This is a genomic window from Klebsiella sp. MS 92-3 (assembly GCF_000195655.1).
GTDB classification, from domain to species: Bacteria; Pseudomonadota; Gammaproteobacteria; order Enterobacterales; family Enterobacteriaceae; genus Klebsiella; species Klebsiella pneumoniae.
This window is the reverse complement of record NZ_GL882763.1, coordinates 16,242-32,843: the sequence shown is the minus strand read 5'-3', so window position 1 is coordinate 32,843 and position 16,602 is coordinate 16,242. Positions and strand designations below refer to the sequence as shown.

Here is a 16,602-nt window from a genome sequence, read left to right as displayed (position 1 = left end):
AAAGGGGGCGATGCCCCCTTTCTCCTGCCTCAGCGTCCGGGTACCGGACTGTCCGGCAGCGTACAGCTCCCTTTTCCCAGCTGACGCTGCAGCAACACCGTGTCCAGCCAGCGGCCATGCTTGAAACCGATGTCCTTCAGCGTGCCGATTTCAGTAAATCCGGCGCGAAGATGCAGCGCTACAGACGCGACGTTCGCACTGTCCCCCACAACCGCTATCATCTGGCGGTATCCCTGAGACCGGGCCCATGTTAAGGCATGATCGAGTAAGGCTTTTCCGCCCCCCTGCCGCTGATAAGCCGGATCGATGTACACCGAATTTTCAACCGTAAACCGGTAGGCATGGCGTTCGCGGTAGCGGGAGAGATAACAGTAGCCGATGACCGTCTCCCCCTGCAGGGCGATATACCAGGGAAATCCACGTGACTGAACATTTTTCACCCGGGCAAGCATTTCCTGCGTGTCCGGGGGTTCCGTCTCGAAGCTGCCTGTGCCGTGCAGGACATGATGGGCGTAAATGCGCCGTATGGCGGGAATGTGCTGCTCTTCAGCATTGATAATGTGCATTGTATGACTCCTGTGACGTTGACTGACACACTACCGGAATTCGCGACGGCAGATTAAGCGCTTCATCTTATGACCTGTATAAGGAAATGTTTTAAGTGGAGGTAGGGCGTCGCCCCACCTGTCAGCCCGCCATTTCAGCCAGCAGGTCCACGCCTACCGGGTCGTCCTTCAGCAGTGGCGTCAGGGCAATGCGCTGTGCATAATGCCCGGCAACGTCGTCGATCAGCGGCAGTTCGCGACGGGCACGGGTGACCAGGAACGGGGAGGACGGCTTCGCGGCCGCGAGGCTGTTATTGATGACCCACGCCCAGGGTTCAATCCCGGCCCGGCGTAAGTCCTGCTGCAGCCCGGCCGCTTCCAGTACCGGCGTGGTTTCGGCAAGCGTCACGATAATGACTCTGGTCTTCTCCGGATCCTGCAGCTGCATCATTGGCGTTATCACGTGATCGTGAGCCTGCCCCATCTGGCGCACCATTTCCCGGTGATAGGCCCCGGTTGCATCCAGCAACAGCAGCGTATGCCCGGTGGGCGCAGTGTCTATAATGACAAAATGGTCGTTGGCCTCTTTGATGATCCGGGAGAATGCCTGAAACACGGCAATCTCTTCGGTGCAGGGGGAACGGAGATCTTCCTCCAGTACCGCCAGTCCCTCTTCATCCAGACCTTTTCCCTGATTTTCCAGCACAAAGCGACGATAGCGCTCAGTCTCTGCTTTTGGATCGATACGGCTGACCTGAAGGCCTGGCAGCGAGCCATCCAGGGTGTAAGACAGGTGGCTGCCGGATCGGAGGTGGTCAGGTGGACTTTATGACCGCGTCTGGCCAGCGAGACCGCGACCGCAGCCGCCACCGTGGTTTTCCCCACGCCCCCTTTTCCCATCGTCATGACCAGCCCTTTTCCCGCTCGGCTGAGGTCCTCCACCAGGGAGGCAAGCTCCGGTAAATCGACCGTCGTGAGCGTGGCTCCCGGATCCGGCAGAACAAGTGTGCTCTCTGTAAACAGCGCCCTCAGGGCTTCCAGACCAACCAGATTAAAAGGCTTCAGATACAGCATCGACCGGGGAAGATGCGCGAGGTTTTCAGGCATGGCCCGTAAGGCCCGTTCCTCCCGCGCCAGAATACTGTGCGCCAGCGGATCCTGTTCACCGGCAAAGGGAGGCAGCACGCCATTGATGGCAAGGTGCTGATGCTGCAGACCGATAGCCGACAGCTCCTCGTGGGTATGGGAGACCTCTTTCAGGGTCGACGCCTGTGCGCGGGCAACCAGAACCAGTCGCGTGAGTGCCGTATCAGAGAGGGCTTTCACTGCGTCAGCGTACTGGTCCTGTTGTTTCTCCAGCCCCACCAGAGGGCCGAGGTTCGCCGCAGCATCAGGATGTGCATCGAGGTACCCGCTCCAGGCGCCCGGCAGCTCAAGCATACGGATGGTGTGTCCGGTTGGTGCAGTATCAAAGACGATATGATCATATTTTTCGCGCAGTTCATGACTGGTCAGCAGCGCGGTAAATTCATCAAACGCCGCGATCTCCGTGGTACATGAACCGGAAAGCTGTTCTTCAATGTTGCTGATGACATCGGCAGGCATCAGTTCACGAACAGGATCGAGCACGCGATCGCGGTAAGCCTGCGCGGCCGCCATCGGGTCAACTTCCATTGCCGCAAGGTTTTCCACGGTGCGGATACCAGTGATCCGGTGGCCCACAGTCTGGCTGAAGACCTGACCGACATTGGAGGCCGGATCGGTACTGACCAGAAGCGTTCTCCGGCCCTGGTCAGCCAGCCATACCGCCGTCGCGCAGGCCAGAGAGGTTTTCCCCACGCCGCCTTTGCCGGTGAAGAAGATAAACGGGGGGATATTCTGTAAAAATGGCATCGTCATTGTTGAGCTCCTCCGGGATTAAGGCATACGGGGAATGCTGCAGCAGCGCGGCTGCGTGCTGTCTTCATTCCAGTCCTGCGTGAGGGAAATACCGGCCCAGCGGGCGATATCTTCCCGGGACGGGAGCTTGCCCGCCATCACCAGCTGGCCGTCAAGCAGGGTAGCGGGAAGGGACTCCATTCCTGACGTGTTCAGGAAGGCCCTGATGACGGGCGTATTCAGGAACTGCTGCGGGTTCTTTGCCAGGCTGTAACGCTGAATATTCACACCATGCTTTTTCGCCCATTCGGCGCTGGCGTTCCATTTGACGGCTTCATCGCTGACCACGACGCTGCTGGTCGCACAGCAGCCTGCGGCTTCAAAGATCTCAATTTTTGACATGGACTGTTTACCTCAGTGTTGAATGATGGGGCTTTACACTGAGGTAAACGAGTGAGGCGGGAAAAAGATGCGCGGTTAATCCATTTTTTTATGGCAGCAGACGGAAGACGCATCATCCACTTCCACCTGGCAGAGTTCCGTCATCGTCTTCTTCAGATGTTTCCGGGCGCGAAGCAGGCGCGACTTAAACGCCGTCAGCGTGATCCCCAGCTCGTCGGCCAGGCGCTGCTGGGGACGCCGGTTCAGATCGGCCTCTTCTATCAGCCATCTTTCCTCGTCAGGTAAGGCCTGCAGGGTTTCAGGCAGGCAAATCTCCAGCGTTGAAACCGCCTCATGGAAGGCGTCAGGCAGCGGGATCTCGTCTTCCAGCACCACGACGTCTCTGGCGGCACGGTACTCATCCGTCAGCAGATTCCTCGCCGTCCGGTACAGCCAGGCCCGCGGGTTCTCCATTTCACAGAAGCGGTCTGCACAGGCCCGGGCGCGCAGGAAGACTTCCTGAAGCAGATCGGCTGCCTGCTCCCGATCGCCTGTCCTTGATGCCAGAAAACGGGAGAGCTCTGCTTCATGCTGTTGCCAGAACACGCTCATGCAGTTGTTGAATGCCGTTACATCACTCATACCAGCCCTCAGATTTTGCTCTGATTCACCCGCCGGGAAAGTGCTTCTGCCGACTCTTTACGTTCACTGTAGCGATCGACGAGATACGCTGCATACTCCCGGGTCAGCAGGGTAAACTTCATCAGCTCTTCCATTACATCCACAATACGGTCGTAGTACGGGGATGGTTTCATCCGTCCGTCTTCATCAAACTCCTGCCAGGCTTTCGCTACCGAGGATTGATTAGGTATAGTAATCATTCGCATCCAGCGGCCAAGAATACGCATCTGGTTTACCGCATTGAAAGACTGGGAGCCTCCGCAGACCTGCATGACGGCCAGGGTTTTTCCCTGAGAAGGGCGTACTGCGCCCTCTGATAGTGGTATCCAGTCAATCTGGGCTTTCATAATGCCGGTCATCGCACCATGACGTTCAGGAGAGCACCATACCATCCCTTCAGACCAGCGCACCATTTCGCGAAGTTCCATAACCCTGGGATGCGTATCCGCTGCATCATCCGGCAGAGGGAGACCGGAAGGATTAAAGATGCGGACATCCGCACCCATGGCGGTAAGAAGCCGGGCAGCCTCTTCGGTGGCCAGACGGCTGTAGGACCGCTCTCGAACGGAACCGTACAACATCAGGATCCGGGGAGGATGGTCAACTGTCTTTACACCCAGGCGGACCCCGGTGCGACCTGTATCAAACAGCTCAGGAACAACATTTTTCAGTTCAGCAATCATTTTTTCTCCGGTGGTGACATAAAACCAGGCGGGGCATATTCGTCTGCACAGCACTCTTCTGTCAGAAAGGCAATCAATGCAGCAAGGTTGTCATAACAGGCGTGGCAGAACAGTGTTCTCCCCTGCCTTTCCTGGCGAACCAGTGAGACGGATATCAGCGATGAAAGATGATGACTCAGGGTCGAGGCCGGAATGGCGAGATGTTGCTGCAGTTCCCCCACGGGCAGTCCCTGACGTCCGGCCTTAACGAGTGTTTTGTAAATATCGAGACGAGTGGTGTGGCCAAGTTCTTTCAGCACCATCGCGGCGATTTTCAGCTCCATCCCATTCCTCGTAATTTTATTTCTATATTTCCAGAATAATAGAAATATATAGTGAGCGCAACCACGTCCATAATATGACTCCATCTCCGGGGCCTTACACTTACGCGGCATGGAGAAAACATGATCGGTGTTTATACCTCTCAGAAATGAGGTACGTCACAATATATATGGAAAAATGCATATGAATCCGTCACAGTAGAAACCGATTCCCGCTAAAAATAAAATGACCTTCATCCTTTGCTGACGGGCGCATTATGTCCCGCCGCCGGGAAGCCCAGGCAGGCTCGTTTTCTGACTGCCTATGAATACAGCAAACATACGGTACAGAGAAATGGCAGAGATCATCATTAGAAAAATGCACGAAGAGGACTGGTGTGCAGTCAGGGAAATTTATCAGGAAGGAATTGCAACAGGGAACGCCACCTTTCAGACCGCAGCACCTGAGTGGCTGGAATGGAATGAAGGGCATCTTCAGGACTGCCGCTACGTCGCCACTGTTGATAACAGAGTGGTGGGATGGGCTGCGCTATCTCCTTTTTCCCGCCGGCATGCATACCGCGGTGTCGCAGAGCTGAGCATTTATGTCAGTACTCATTTTCAGGGAAAAGGCGCGGGCAGGGCTTTGCTCTCCGGGCTGATAAAGGGCTCGGAAAGTGCGGGTTTCTGGACGCTACTTGCTGGCATCTTTCCGGAAAACCAGGCCAGTGTTGCTTTACATCGCAGCCAGGGATTCAGGGAAGTCGGCTGCCGGGAAAATGTGGGTGAAATGAACGGAAAATGGAGAGATGTTCTCATTCTGGAAAGGCGTAGCCGGACAGTGGGTTGCTGAAAAAAAGAATGCCTCTGTTCATCAGAGGCATTCTGTCCTGGAAGGGACTTTATTCCGGTGAGGGTGACTTCAGTTGCGGCATAAACAGCTGGCAGCACGCAACAGCTGCAAGCCCGCCAGACAGCGGAGCGGCCCAGTACAGCCACTGATTATCCCAGTATCCCATGGCCAATGCCGGCCCGAAGCTACGGGCCGGGTTCATGCTTGCCCCCGTCAGCGGCCCGCCAATAAAAGCATCAAGAAAAACAGCAATGCTGATAATCGCGGGGTTTCTGGTCGTTAGGATGCTCATAATCAGAATAAAAGTCATGACACCTTCGATGAAAAAGGCATTGTACAGTGATACCCCCATATGGACCCGGGTCACCCCGGCCAGCAGGGAGTGGCCAAAGACAGCCTTCAGGCACAGTGCAGCAGCGCCGGCCCCTAACAACTGAGCCACGATGTAATTCATGGTTGCCCTGAAAGAGCAGGCCCCGATCAGATAAAAAATCAGGCTTACCACGGGGTTAAGGTGTGCTCCGCTGTCAACAACGGGTAAAAAGTGGGTCTTCCGCAACTTAGGTGGACAAAAATTGATGAAACTTTTTAGTTAACAAGGATCTAAGCTGTTTTAAGTTATGTATAACAAAATGGCCTCACTTAAGAGACTTTTACAGCTACCGCGCGGGTGGCAAACCTGCCGACAGATTACTGGTACTGATGGAATAACCCTCCATCTCCGCGCCACACGTAAAACGGCATCATGTCCTGAGTGCCTCACGCACAGTCATTCTGTTCATAGTTGCCGGCGGAGGCGAGTACAGCATCTTCCATGCTCAGGCCAGGCCCTCTGGTTAGTCTTCGCCATCCGGCACTGGTACTGTCGTAACCCTTCCTGTTCACGTAAAATTTTTGCTGAATCGCTTGCTCCCTTTGCAGGCCCGCAGCAGCAGTCTTCTGCATTGCTGAAAAATCTGCAGCATCAGCTGGGGCTTATCGCAGGTGGTGAAGCAGGGAGACGAGCTGCAGTAGCTTCAGGAATACAGATCAGCGCGGATACTTTACTGCGCAGAGTGGTTCAAGCTCCGGAACAAACAGAGAACCGGACCAGGCATGTTGGTATTGACGAGTGGGCATGGCATCGGGGCCACAGGTACGGCACACTGATCGTAAATCTTGATACCCATCGCCCCCTGGTGTTACTGCCAGGCCGGGAGCAACGCACTCTGGCGGCATGGTTCAAAAAATACCCAGAAATACAGGTCGTCTCACGCGATCGTGGGGGGATCTATGCGTTAGCTGCTCGCGATGGTGCACCGCAGGCAATACAGGTGGCCGATCGCTGGCATCTGCTGAAGAATATTGGTGATGCGCTGGAGCGCATGATGTACAGACACATGCCATTGATACGACTGGTGGCCACCGAGTTATCCCCCCAAAAAACAGAATGCTGAAGCGTCTTTGGTGCCAACGTCAACGTTACGTCGCCCTGAACGTATTAAACGAGAGCAACGTGACAAACGGTATCAGCGCTGGGCTGAGGTAGACTCTCTTCATAAAAAGGGTTGTGGGATAAGAGAAATATCGCGTATCACCGGACTGTCCCGGGTGACGGTTCGCCGGTGGATACAGTCAAAAGCGTTCCCTGAAATATCAACTAAGCCACCCAGACCCGGGTTACTTGAACCATGGCAGGAATGGCTGGAAGAACAACGGATAAACGGTAACCATAATGCCGGGCAGCTATGGCGGGAGATGGTAAATGCTGGCTTCACCGGGAGCGAAACGACGGTCAGGGATGCTGTGGCTAAGTGGCGTAAGCAGGTTAACAGTCCCGTTATCGCCCCAGTTCGACTCCCCTCAGCATCCAGAGTAAGCCGCTGGTTAATGCCCTGGCGAATGATCAGAGGAGAAGAAAACTATGCATCCCGCTTCATCGAATCGATGTGCCAGAAAGAACCGCAACTGAAAATGGCGCAACAGCTGTCGCTCGACTTCTATCGAATGTTGAAAACGAAGAATAAATCGCAGTTAAATCAATGGTTCTCTGACGTCAGTCAAAGTGGGCTCATTGACCTTCAGCGTGTTGCGGCCGGTATGGAAGCGGATGCAACAGCAATACACGAAGCGATAAGCAGCAGATGGAGTAATGGCGTTGTGGAAGGCCATGTAAACCGCCTGAAGATGCTGAAACGGCAGATGTACGGTCGAGCTGGCTTCGAGTTACTGCGACGACGAGTCATGAGCCCTCTGGCTTAAACAACTCCACCTAAGTTGCGGAAGACCCAGTTTTGCACCGTTGGTAACAGTATAGCAGCGGTGTTTGACGTTCTGGCCATGCATGACATAGGCACGCATCGCGCGGAGCTGGGAGACAATATCTGCTCGCTGCCGGTGGAACAGCACATGATCTATTTTGTGTCATCACATTCGGTGGTTACGATCATTCGTATTCTCAGCCAGTCTCAGGATACGGCGCGGCATGAACCCTGGATATAGGATATAACCGGGAACGAAAATAATAATTAAAAACAATATGATACTGATATTTTTTTCATGAACTGAATTCTCGCGCAACATAAGTTAAATTTTATTTGATCAGGGCCAATTATGATAATGGTGATGGATGCTTTTGATGACACTTATTAATTACGAAAAAAAACGCTCCCGGCGGGAGCGTAAGCCAGTGACTTCGGCGTCAAATGAGGGTCTGACAAGTGGAGCTGCGGGTTAATTCTGGGTGATCTGGCTGCGATGCTTTTCAGCCTGCTGCTGATGAATCACTGAAGACTGACCATTATTCGCCTTCTCGTGTACAACAGCGGCTTTCTCATGCTCGTTCATTTCGGAAAATGATTTTGCTGTTTCGTTAGAAGCTGCTGGCTTGGATTTCATCATTTTTTTATGCATTTCAGCCATGTCCTGATGGGCAGAAGCGTTGCCGTTTTGCATCATTTCATGGGTCATTGCAGCCTGATCGTGACCACTCATATCCATCATTGTCATACTGTCTCCCTGAACAGCGCTTTTTTCAGAGGTTGACTGCATCTGATGGGCGGGTGCCTGGGCATTATTTACCTGGTCATGCATGTTCATTGTCTCTGCAGCCATGGCGGATGAAGCGACAGCCATAATGGCAACAAATGATACAAGGATCTTTTTCATGGTTGGGTCTCCGGTGTTTTCATACCCAAACAATCAACGGCTTATAACAGAGAAAGCATTTGATCTCAGGGCTGGTTGATCATCACGCCAGGAACCGGGCGATTGAATTATCACGCTGTCCTGATTTATGGCTGATTATAAAAAACCGCCTCTGTTTATCGCGTGACTGAACGATGACATTTTTGTCACCTTCCGGGTTTCTCCTGAATAACGGTATTAATCCATTAACAGACGCACACTGAACACAATTTCCCGCCCCTGCTGTTCTGCTGACAGCTCGCCGCCGTGAGCATGAATGATCGACCTTGTAATTGATAATCCCAGCCCCGCGCCTTCCGTGTTGTAGAACCTTGATGAGTCTGCGCGATAGAACCGGTCAAACAAACGTTCCAGATTAGCGGGAACCTGGCCGGACATCGTATTCGTAATCATCACGTTCACACAGTCACTGTCACGCTCAATGTGTATCGCTGTACAGGTGTTATCGGGAGAATACTTGATTGCATTGGAAAGCAGGTTACTGAAAGCACGTCGGAGCATATCGCTGTCTCCGGCAACAACGCCCTCTCCTTCAACCGTGATTGTCTTTCCTGTTTCGTCTGCCAGGGGCTCGAACAACTCACGTAATTCATTCAGTTCGGCTGCCAGATCCACATCATGTTTATCCAGCCGCAGCAGACCATGCTCTGAACGTGCCAGAAAAAGCATGTCACTGGTCATTCGTGACAACCTTTTCAGTTCTTCCAGGTTAGCGAATAAAATTTCGCGGTAATGCGAAACATCCCTTTCCTTAGCCAGTGCAAACTGCGTCTGCATCATCAGATTACTGACTGGTGTGCGCAGCTCATGCGCGATGTCAGACGAGAAATCTGACAGTTTCCGGAATGCCCCCTCCAGGCGATCAAACATATTATTGAACTCCTGCATGGTCTCAGAGATTTCCGGCGGAGCCAGATCGGGATTTAGACGCTGATCCAGGCTGTGTACGGTCATGGAGGAAGCCAGACTGGTCATTTCCCGTAGCGGTTTCAGACCAATACGTGTGGTCAGCCAGCCCAGAAAAACAGAAATAAAGACCAGACCGATATTGAACCAGAACAGCCAGGTACTGAGTTTGTCCATAAACAGGGTGTGATACCCAGTATCCGTGGCAACCGTAATGATGACATGTTTGCTTTTACCCTGTTCCGGCGTCACGGCAACCCGCCGCGAGATACTGCGGTACACGGTGTTATTTTCTTCCGTCTGGATCATATAGTCGAGAATATCACCCGACTTATTAAGCAGGACCGCTGGAACAACAGAATTTTTGGCATAGAGTTCAACAATTTTTTCATTTTCCATGTTTTTTATAGAAATGAATAAGCCATTGTGCCCCACCATCGCATCGTTTATTTTTTCTGATAATGACTTAATATCCGTTTTGTTCCTGAACGTCTCTGTTTTAAGAAACTCTTCGGTGAGCTGAAGTTTACCTGTCAGAAAATCGCGGTCCTGATTATCGAAATAGCCATTCAGGGTGCTAATCAGGATAAAACTTGATAACCACCATACCGTAAGCATCACCGCAGAAAAAATCAGGCTCAGGCGTGTGGTCAGGGAAATTTTGAACCTCACTCTTCTCTGATCTCCAGGACATATCCGGCACCGCGAACGGTATGGATCAGTTTTGGCTCAAAGTCATCATCAATTTTACTTCTCAGACGTCTCACGGCGACATCAATCACATTCGTATCACTGTCAAAATTCATGTTCCAGACCAGGGACGAGATAAGACTCCTGGGTAACACTTCTCCGGTGCGTTGCAGCAGCAACTCAAGCAGAACGTATTCTTTACCGGTGAGATGGATCTTCTTCCCCGAACGGATCACGGTCCGGCGCACCATATCAACGGTCATATCGGCGATGGTGCAGACTGTTGCGGCCTGCGAGCGTGCCCGGCGCAGTAGGGTTCTTACACGTGCAACCAGCTCCGTAAAATCAAAGGGCTTAATCAGGTAGTCATCTGCGCCAAGCTCCAGTCCTTTCACTTTGTCCCGCACGTTGTCCTTTGCGGTTAAAAACAGGACCGGTTCTTCGTGCCCGGACTCCCTCAGTGCGCTGATGATTTGCCACCCGTCGAGGAAAGGCAGCATCACGTCCAGTATTATCAAATCATACTGTCCCTTCGACGCGGCCCCGAGACCATCGCGGCCATTATTAAAGAGATCGGCCTGATAGCCTTCCTCAACCAGTCCCTGCTGCAGGTAACGACCTGTTTTTTGTTCGTCTTCAACGATTAAAATACGCTGCATGGTCAACTCGCTGATATGAAAGTAAAAATCTCACGCATGAGCTTTGGCTGTCCCCTAGCTGATCTGAGACGGAGCAAGCATTCCAAGCCACGCTACGGCGCCCAGAATGATAATCGCAACAACGAATTCTGTCAGGATGCTGTTTCGCATCAGGGCAACGCTGCGATCATAATTCCCTTCCCTGACCATAACTTCAAGCCGGGGACCCAGGTGAAACCGGTTTGCTGCAGCCAGAAGAAGCATCAGAACAAACAGAGCCGTCTTGGCAAGCAATATCCTCCCCCAGGAACTGTTGAATAAGGGAGTTAAGTTACCCTCAGCAATATACAGATAGTTGACCAGCGCACTCAGGATCAGGGCTACAACAATCACCGTTCCTGCCGTGGCAAATTTTGCCAGGGAGTCAGATATCACAATGACGCTCTGTGCATTATGCTCGTTTCTGCGCATCAGCAGGATAGCAAATGCAACCAGAGCACCTGTCCAGGCACCTGCAGCGCCGAGATGGGTCAGATCGCTCAGTAAATGGAGATAGTAATGCAGACCGTCATGCATAACGGCGTGTCCTCCCCAGGCAAGTGTAGCCAGCGCCACGCCCCCACTCATCGTCATCAGCAGGCAGGACAATACTCTCTTATTAGTGTAAAGGAACAAAGCACCGAGTGTGGTAAACAGGGCACAGAGTCTGACAATCCAGCTAATACCCACATCAGTTTCTTCTATCACCATCTCGATAACATGGATGGATAATTCTCTGAGGTCAGTTACTCCACTCATGGCATTAGATACCAGGAGCATATTAATGCCAGTAAGAATGATGCCTGTAACAACAGCAAAGGTTATAAACGACCTGAAATTAGTCAGGTTATAGGTTTCATGTCTGACACCGCTTATTCCATATATCTGAAAAAATGGCAATCCAAATATTACCATCAAATCCAGATAAAGAAGAAAACGAATAACAATCATAATCAGGTCGTTCATAATATTACTTCACTGTAAAGGTGTAATTACCGGTAATAGGGTGCGTATCTGAAGAAACCGCGCGCCAGTCAACACGATAAGTGCCAGCGGGTAAAGGCTCTCGCGGAATAATGACCATCGATTTAGGGTCAGCGCCTGGCGCCACTTTTGCCGCGACCGGCATCGGAGAATGTGATGACATGCCTTTCATACCCGTCATCGTTAATTTTGCACCTGAGAATTTCACGGTCAGATTTTCCGAGAAATTAAGCTGAATCTTTTCCGGGGCCGCTACGGCTGAATCAGCCTGTGGCACAGAGCTTTTTAATTCCGGATGGGCCATAGCAGAGAAAGCAACGCCCATAACGAGGCCACCTGTAAGAATGGCTTTATTTAAAATCGACATTTTATTTACCTGTTTAGTTGAGTGTTTTATATCAGTGCGTTAAAACCAGATTCTGGCTCCCGCCAGGAATACTACCTGATGGTCTTTCTCACCTTCTCTTTTCGCCATATCGGATGTTTTCCCGTAAAGTTGATTCCAGGAAACGCCTATATAGGGTGCAAACTCACGGCGTATTTCATAGCGCAGCCGGAGCCCCAGCTCTGTGTCAGTCAGTCCCCTGCCGCGACCCCGCGATTCATCATCCTGACTGTAGAAATTCACCTCATAGGATGGCTGGAGTATGAGCCGGTTAGTCAGTAAAACGTCGTATTCTCCTCCCAGACGAAGGGCTGCTTTTCCGCCATTACTGACAAAACCCGTAATTTCAGACTCAAAATTATAGGGTGCCAGCCCCTGAAAACCGACAGCAGCCCAGGTCCGGGCAGAAGCAGGTCTGAAATCCTGCCTGACACCCGCAACCAAATCCCACCATGGGCCAACCGCATGTCCCCAGAGTAACTGCGCTTCAGCCGCCTCCGTTTCCCCATTGCTTCGTTCACCTTCACTCTTTAGCCAAATCCGATCTGTGTCGCCTCCAATCCAGCTGTTAACACTCCAGCTGAAATTGTTGGTGTTATCCGACCGTTGCCATTCCAGTTGATCCAGCAGAACCAGATAATTAATCGCACTGTCGTGAATCGCATGCCCCTGTAAATTGCCGAATGCAGCCTTCCGGTCGGCATCGGTAACAGGCGGAATTGGCGTTCTGCTCTCAGTTACAATGGGCTCCATTGACGTCATCTCAGTGAAATTCTCATCTGCTGGCATCTGCATGGCAGACATGTCGTGCCCGGCGTGGGGATCTGCAGAGACGGAGCCCGCCGCAATAGAAAGCTGTGAGGTAAACAAACCGGCGACCAGAACAGGTATGGCCTTCAAATTTCTCTTCATTCGCATCATTCCTCCACCCGGACTTCACGAAACATTCCCATTTCCATGTGATAGAGCAAATGGCAGTGATACGCCCAGCGGCCAAGCGCATCTGCTGTCACTCTGTAACTGCGTTTTGTACCAGGGGGAACATCTATTGTGTGTTTACGAACCATGAAATTACCGTTTTCATCTTCCAGATCGCTCCACATACCATGCAGGTGAATGGGGTGAGTCATCATGGTATCGTTGATCAGCGTGATCCTGAGCCGCTCACCGTATTTCAGCAGCACCGGTGCGGCATCTGAAAACTTGATTCCGTTAAATGACCAGGCAAACTTTTCCATGTGGCCGGTTAAATGCAGTTCTATGGTACGGCCAGGTTCACGTCCGTCAGGATCCTCAAAGCGGCTTTTCAAATCCGCGTACGTGAGAACCTTTCTTCCGTTATTTCGAAGACCAATACCCGGATCATTTAATTTCGGAGAGACGCTCATCGCCTGCATATCAACCAGTGGGTTATCCGTTTCTGACGCAGGATGACTTTGCATACCCGGCATTCCGGCCATCCGGGAATGATCCATACCGGCCATGCTGCTGTGATCCATGGGCGCGGAGGATGTCCCGCTATCCGGAAGGTCAGCACCGTCCATAGACATCATCTCTCCGCTGTTATCCATGCCTCCCATCTGGCTGTGGTCCATTCCTGCCATATCATGTCCCATTCCCCCCATACCCATATCTTCCATGGTCAACAGAGGACGGGGATCGAGGGGGGGAACGGCAGCACTTAACCCTTCTCTCGTGGCCAGTGTCCCTCGAGCGTAACCGGTCCTGTCCATGGATTGTGCGAAGATGGTATAGGCCTCACCCTGAGGCTCCACAATGACATCATAGGTTTCGGCAACGGCAATCCTGAATTCGTCAACGGTAACCGGGTTTACATACTGGCCATCTGCAGCCACGACCGTCATTTTCAGCCCGGGGATACGGATATCGAAATAGGTCATTGCCGAGCCGTTGATAAACCGTAAGCGTATCTTTTCACCGGGACGGAACAGTCCGGTCCAGTTTTTCAGCGGGGCCTGCCCGTTCATGAGATAGGTGTAGGTGTAGCCACTGACATCCGCGAGGTCAGTCGGATTCATTTTCATTTCAGCCCACATTTTCCGATCGGCAATGGTGGCTGACAGCCCCCTGGTATTCACGTCGCGGAAAAAAGAGCCAACGGTTGGTTTATTGAAATTGTAGTAATCCGACTGTTTTTTTAATTTTTTCAGCAGGCTGTGAGGATTTTCATCGGTCCAGTCAGACAACATGACCACATGCTCACGATCGTAAGCAAACGGTTCTGGCTCCCTAGCATCGATGATAATGGCACCGTATACCCCCTCCTGTTCCTGCAGACCGGAATGGCTGTGGTACCAGTAAGTCCCGTTCTGCTTAACCTTAAAGGTGTAAACGTAGGTATCATCAGGCTCTATGCCCATAAAACTCAGCCCCGGAACACCATCCATATTGGCCGGAAGAATAATGCCGTGCCAGTGAATGGACGTCTGTTCATTAAGACGGTTTTTGACCTTCAGGGTAATGGTGTCACCTTCTTTCCAGCGAAGAACGGGCCCCGGCAGGCCTCCATTGATTGTTTTGGCCTGACGCTCACTGCCCGTGATATTGACGGCCGTTTCACCAATGGTCAGGTCAAACTGAGTACCCTGCAGGGATGCGGCAACTGGCAGGCTCAGACTGGAACGCGCATTGAAACTCCATACGCCAAGACTTCCGGCTACGCCAGAGAGGGTTAACCCCTTCAGGAAAGTTCGTCGAGACGTTTTCAACAGCATGCGCATTCCCTTATTTAAAGTATGGTTACTGACAGAATTCGAGAACCGATTTAAATTAAATTACTGGTTCATCCACTTACAATGAAATGAATCTAGCACACCTTAAGAAACAAATTCATTACAATCGTGTAATGTACGTGGCTGTATTACATTTACGTCATCTTCCCCACAGGTTGATTTTTTTATATATGATCATAAGGACATCTTTTATGTACCTCAGAAGGTAATTACACATGAATATATTAATCACGACCACTGCGTTTACAGCTTTATTTTGTGGGGCAGCTTTTGCTCAGTCCAGTGATATTGCCCATGAAGCACATCGATTTGTTAATAATGCCTCAGCCGTCAGTCATGTGAACTCCTCGACGCATGAAAACTTACCGGACAGGGTTAATAAAAACAACACGCCCTCATTCTCTGAAATGAATGAACATGAAAGGGCCATTGTTGCTCATTCATTTATGAACAACAGCGCGTCCTATGCGCATCAGAAAATGATTGAGGAACATAAAAAAATGCTGTCCGGCAGTGATGCAAATTCAAAGACCTCGTCTTCTTCTTTTAACGAACTGAATGCCGGAGAAAAAGCCGCTCTCGTGCATGAGCAGGTCAATAATGCCGGTGCGGAAGCACATCAGACGCAGGCAAGAAAGCTTCGCGGGCTGTATTCGACCAGGTAACTGCAGGCGGGTTAGTGCTTAGCGTCAGGTGCGCAGCAGGGCTTTACTGACGGGTTACGTAGCAGGACATGAGCCCCATATTGCTCTGCCGTAACCTGTTTCAGTCCCGTTAATCATCACCGTCGGGCTGGTCATACAGTTCCCAGAGCTTCAGGAGCAAACGGGAAACAAGATATGTTACAAAAATGACGACCATCAACGGTGCTCCCGATTAACTGACAGATGACACGCCTCCTGAAAACCCCTAGCATACGCCGCAGTGTTCATGCTAACGGCGAATTCCAGTAAATGTATTCTACCGATGTCGTAAAAGAAAATGCCTACCTTTCAGCCACCCGCTCGGGGCTGGAATCGAACGAGATCGCTACTCTTCAGCGCTCCTTGCCTTCCCGGTTTAATCTGCGGCATTTGAAAAAAAATGAATCATTAAAACTCGTACTGCAAAAGAAAGCGGGAAAATCACGTGTCGTGGCCTATAAATTTACGTCCGGTTCATTTAATTACACGGCGTATCGTATATCAGATAAAAAGTTCTATAACCTTTCCGATACTTCCGGGAAAGGCAGTCTCGATTATCCGTTACCGGCCACAGCAAGACTCAGTTCGCCTTTCAATCCTGCAAGACTTAACCCGGTATCGGGAAAAGTGAGTCCCCATAATGGCATTGATTATTCCATGCCCATGAACACGAAAATAGTCAGCGTCATCGACGGAAAAATCACCCGGGCCGAATACAACAGTACCATGGGATATTTTGTTGAAGTAACGGGAAAAGCCGGTGTTAAAACTCGCTATCTCCACCTCAATAAAATACTCGTTACTAAAGGGGCCAGGGTTACCCGGGGAGACGCTATTGCGTTATCCGGTAACAGCGGACGTTCATCCGGTCCTCATCTGCATTACGAGCTGGTCATCAATAACAATCCTGTTAACTCACTGGCGTTCCGGGCAGCGGCACCCGCTGATAACAAACTTGAACAGCATGCCTTTGCGCATGCCAGAGACTACGAACGATACCTGGACTGATAACGGGGGC

General features: G+C 51.4%; 17 protein-coding genes and 2 pseudogenes. 5 read left to right on the top strand and 14 right to left on the bottom strand.

Going from position 1 to position 16,602, the window contains the following annotated elements; translation table 11 throughout:
- Positions 1–29 precede the first annotated feature (29 nt).
- The 6 genes and pseudogenes from HMPREF9538_RS21205 to HMPREF9538_RS0127070 form a co-directional block, all read right to left on the bottom strand.
- Positions 30–566 carry a GNAT family N-acetyltransferase gene (locus HMPREF9538_RS21205; protein WP_004152096.1) on the bottom strand — a complete coding sequence of 179 codons (537 nt, stop codon included), beginning with the start codon at positions 564–566 and terminating at the stop codon, positions 30–32.
- A 121-nt stretch (positions 567–687) separates the two neighbouring features.
- Positions 688–2,444 (bottom strand): annotated as a pseudogene (gene arsA / locus HMPREF9538_RS0127075) (arsenical pump-driving ATPase).
- An 18-nt stretch (positions 2,445–2,462) separates the two neighbouring features.
- A complete protein-coding gene (locus HMPREF9538_RS21210; RefSeq protein WP_004152095.1) occupies positions 2,463–2,825 on the bottom strand; it encodes an arsenic metallochaperone ArsD family protein in 363 nt (120 codons plus the stop codon).
- A gap of 75 nt (positions 2,826–2,900) precedes the next feature.
- Positions 2,901–3,446, bottom strand: coding sequence for a sigma-70 family RNA polymerase sigma factor (locus HMPREF9538_RS21215; protein ID WP_004182005.1), 546 nt, complete (start codon positions 3,444–3,446; stop codon positions 2,901–2,903).
- 8 nt (positions 3,447–3,454) lie between these two features.
- The gene (gene arsH, locus HMPREF9538_RS21220) at positions 3,455–4,168 is read right to left on the bottom strand and encodes an arsenical resistance protein ArsH (RefSeq protein WP_004152093.1); all 714 of its coding nucleotides are present in this window, start codon (positions 4,166–4,168) and stop codon (positions 3,455–3,457) included.
- On the bottom strand, positions 4,165–4,491 hold the full coding sequence (locus tag HMPREF9538_RS0127070) for an ArsR/SmtB family transcription factor (protein WP_004152092.1): 327 nt from the start codon (positions 4,489–4,491) through the stop codon (positions 4,165–4,167). The genes arsH and HMPREF9538_RS0127070 overlap by 4 nt, the downstream gene beginning before the upstream one ends.
- Positions 4,492–4,822: 331 nt before the next feature.
- Between HMPREF9538_RS0127070 and HMPREF9538_RS21225 the strand changes: the two genes are divergently transcribed.
- Positions 4,823–5,320: a GNAT family N-acetyltransferase gene (locus HMPREF9538_RS21225; RefSeq protein WP_004152091.1), complete on the top strand. Its 498-nt coding sequence runs from the start codon at positions 4,823–4,825 to the stop codon at positions 5,318–5,320.
- A 49-nt stretch (positions 5,321–5,369) separates the two neighbouring features.
- Here HMPREF9538_RS21225 and HMPREF9538_RS21230 read toward each other — a convergent pair whose 3' ends face one another.
- Entirely contained in the window at positions 5,370–5,879 is a 510-nt protein-coding gene (locus HMPREF9538_RS21230) for an aquaporin (RefSeq protein WP_031944101.1), read from the bottom strand.
- 61 nt (positions 5,880–5,940) lie between these two features.
- Between HMPREF9538_RS21230 and HMPREF9538_RS30970 the strand changes: the two are divergent.
- Both HMPREF9538_RS30970 and HMPREF9538_RS21245 read left to right on the top strand, forming a co-directional pair.
- Positions 5,941–7,561, top strand: a pseudogene (locus tag HMPREF9538_RS30970) (ISL3 family transposase).
- Positions 7,562–7,621: 60 nt separating this feature from the next.
- On the top strand, positions 7,622–7,801 hold the full coding sequence (locus HMPREF9538_RS21245; protein ID WP_004152086.1) for a type II toxin-antitoxin system RelE/ParE family toxin: 180 nt from the start codon (positions 7,622–7,624) through the stop codon (positions 7,799–7,801).
- A gap of 231 nt (positions 7,802–8,032) precedes the next feature.
- Here HMPREF9538_RS21245 and pcoE read toward each other — a convergent pair whose 3' ends face one another.
- The 7 genes from pcoE to pcoA form a co-directional block, all read right to left on the bottom strand.
- Positions 8,033–8,467: a copper resistance system metallochaperone PcoE gene (pcoE, locus tag HMPREF9538_RS21250; RefSeq protein WP_004152085.1), complete on the bottom strand. Its 435-nt coding sequence runs from the start codon at positions 8,465–8,467 to the stop codon at positions 8,033–8,035.
- A gap of 216 nt (positions 8,468–8,683) precedes the next feature.
- Positions 8,684–10,084 (bottom strand): copper resistance membrane spanning protein PcoS, encoded by a 1,401-nt coding sequence (pcoS, locus tag HMPREF9538_RS21255; protein ID WP_004152084.1) that lies wholly within the window; start codon positions 10,082–10,084, stop codon positions 8,684–8,686.
- Entirely contained in the window at positions 10,081–10,761 is a 681-nt protein-coding gene (pcoR, locus tag HMPREF9538_RS21260; protein ID WP_001188930.1) for a copper response regulator transcription factor PcoR, read from the bottom strand. Before pcoR ends, pcoS begins: the two co-directional genes overlap by 4 nt.
- Before the next feature lie 54 nt (positions 10,762–10,815).
- On the bottom strand, positions 10,816–11,694 hold the full coding sequence (gene pcoD / locus HMPREF9538_RS21265) for a copper resistance inner membrane protein PcoD (protein WP_080821469.1): 879 nt from the start codon (positions 11,692–11,694) through the stop codon (positions 10,816–10,818).
- Between the two features lie 55 nt (positions 11,695–11,749).
- Positions 11,750–12,130: a copper resistance system metallochaperone PcoC gene (pcoC, locus tag HMPREF9538_RS21270; RefSeq protein WP_000025662.1), complete on the bottom strand. Its 381-nt coding sequence runs from the start codon at positions 12,128–12,130 to the stop codon at positions 11,750–11,752.
- Between the two features lie 39 nt (positions 12,131–12,169).
- On the bottom strand, positions 12,170–13,060 hold the full coding sequence (pcoB, locus tag HMPREF9538_RS21275) for a copper resistance outer membrane transporter PcoB (protein ID WP_171805132.1): 891 nt from the start codon (positions 13,058–13,060) through the stop codon (positions 12,170–12,172).
- 5 nt (positions 13,061–13,065) lie between these two features.
- Positions 13,066–14,883, bottom strand: a complete 1,818-nt coding sequence (pcoA, locus tag HMPREF9538_RS21280; RefSeq protein WP_000925242.1) for a multicopper oxidase PcoA — start codon at positions 14,881–14,883, stop codon at positions 13,066–13,068.
- Positions 14,884–15,116: 233 nt separating this feature from the next.
- Between pcoA and HMPREF9538_RS0127060 the strand changes: the two genes are divergently transcribed.
- Both HMPREF9538_RS0127060 and HMPREF9538_RS0127055 read left to right on the top strand, forming a co-directional pair.
- Positions 15,117–15,566 carry a copper resistance protein gene (locus HMPREF9538_RS0127060; RefSeq protein ID WP_001023257.1) on the top strand — a complete coding sequence of 150 codons (450 nt, stop codon included), beginning with the start codon at positions 15,117–15,119 and terminating at the stop codon, positions 15,564–15,566.
- Positions 15,567–15,854: 288 nt separating this feature from the next.
- The gene (locus HMPREF9538_RS0127055) at positions 15,855–16,592 is read left to right on the top strand and encodes a peptidoglycan DD-metalloendopeptidase family protein (protein WP_004118669.1); all 738 of its coding nucleotides are present in this window, start codon (positions 15,855–15,857) and stop codon (positions 16,590–16,592) included.
- Positions 16,593–16,602 lie beyond the last annotated feature (10 nt).

Excerpts from the sequence above, each read along its gene's own strand:
- HMPREF9538_RS21205 (WP_004152096.1), bottom strand. The coding sequence starts at position 566 with ATGCACATTATCAATGCTGAAGAGCAGCACATTCCCGCCATACGGCGC.
- arsH (WP_004152093.1), bottom strand. The coding sequence starts at position 4,168 with ATGATTGCTGAACTGAAAAATGTTGTTCCTGAGCTGTTTGATACAGGT.
- HMPREF9538_RS0127055 (WP_004118669.1), top strand. The coding sequence starts at position 15,855 with ATGTATTCTACCGATGTCGTAAAAGAAAATGCCTACCTTTCAGCCACC.
- pcoD (WP_080821469.1), bottom strand. The coding sequence starts at position 11,694 with ATGGTAATATTTGGATTGCCATTTTTTCAGATATATGGAATAAGCGGT.
- HMPREF9538_RS21215 (WP_004182005.1), bottom strand. The coding sequence starts at position 3,446 with ATGAGTGATGTAACGGCATTCAACAACTGCATGAGCGTGTTCTGGCAA.
- HMPREF9538_RS21225 (WP_004152091.1), top strand. The coding sequence starts at position 4,823 with ATGGCAGAGATCATCATTAGAAAAATGCACGAAGAGGACTGGTGTGCA.
- HMPREF9538_RS0127070 (WP_004152092.1), bottom strand. The coding sequence starts at position 4,491 with ATGGAGCTGAAAATCGCCGCGATGGTGCTGAAAGAACTTGGCCACACC.
- pcoC (WP_000025662.1), bottom strand. The coding sequence starts at position 12,130 with ATGTCGATTTTAAATAAAGCCATTCTTACAGGTGGCCTCGTTATGGGC.
- HMPREF9538_RS21210 (WP_004152095.1), bottom strand. The coding sequence starts at position 2,825 with ATGTCAAAAATTGAGATCTTTGAAGCCGCAGGCTGCTGTGCGACCAGC.
- HMPREF9538_RS0127060 (WP_001023257.1), top strand. The coding sequence starts at position 15,117 with ATGAATATATTAATCACGACCACTGCGTTTACAGCTTTATTTTGTGGG.
- pcoA (WP_000925242.1), bottom strand. The coding sequence starts at position 14,883 with ATGCTGTTGAAAACGTCTCGACGAACTTTCCTGAAGGGGTTAACCCTC.
- pcoR (WP_001188930.1), bottom strand. The coding sequence starts at position 10,761 with ATGCAGCGTATTTTAATCGTTGAAGACGAACAAAAAACAGGTCGTTAC.
- pcoB (WP_171805132.1), bottom strand. The coding sequence starts at position 13,060 with ATGAAGAGAAATTTGAAGGCCATACCTGTTCTGGTCGCCGGTTTGTTT.
- pcoE (WP_004152085.1), bottom strand. The coding sequence starts at position 8,467 with ATGAAAAAGATCCTTGTATCATTTGTTGCCATTATGGCTGTCGCTTCA.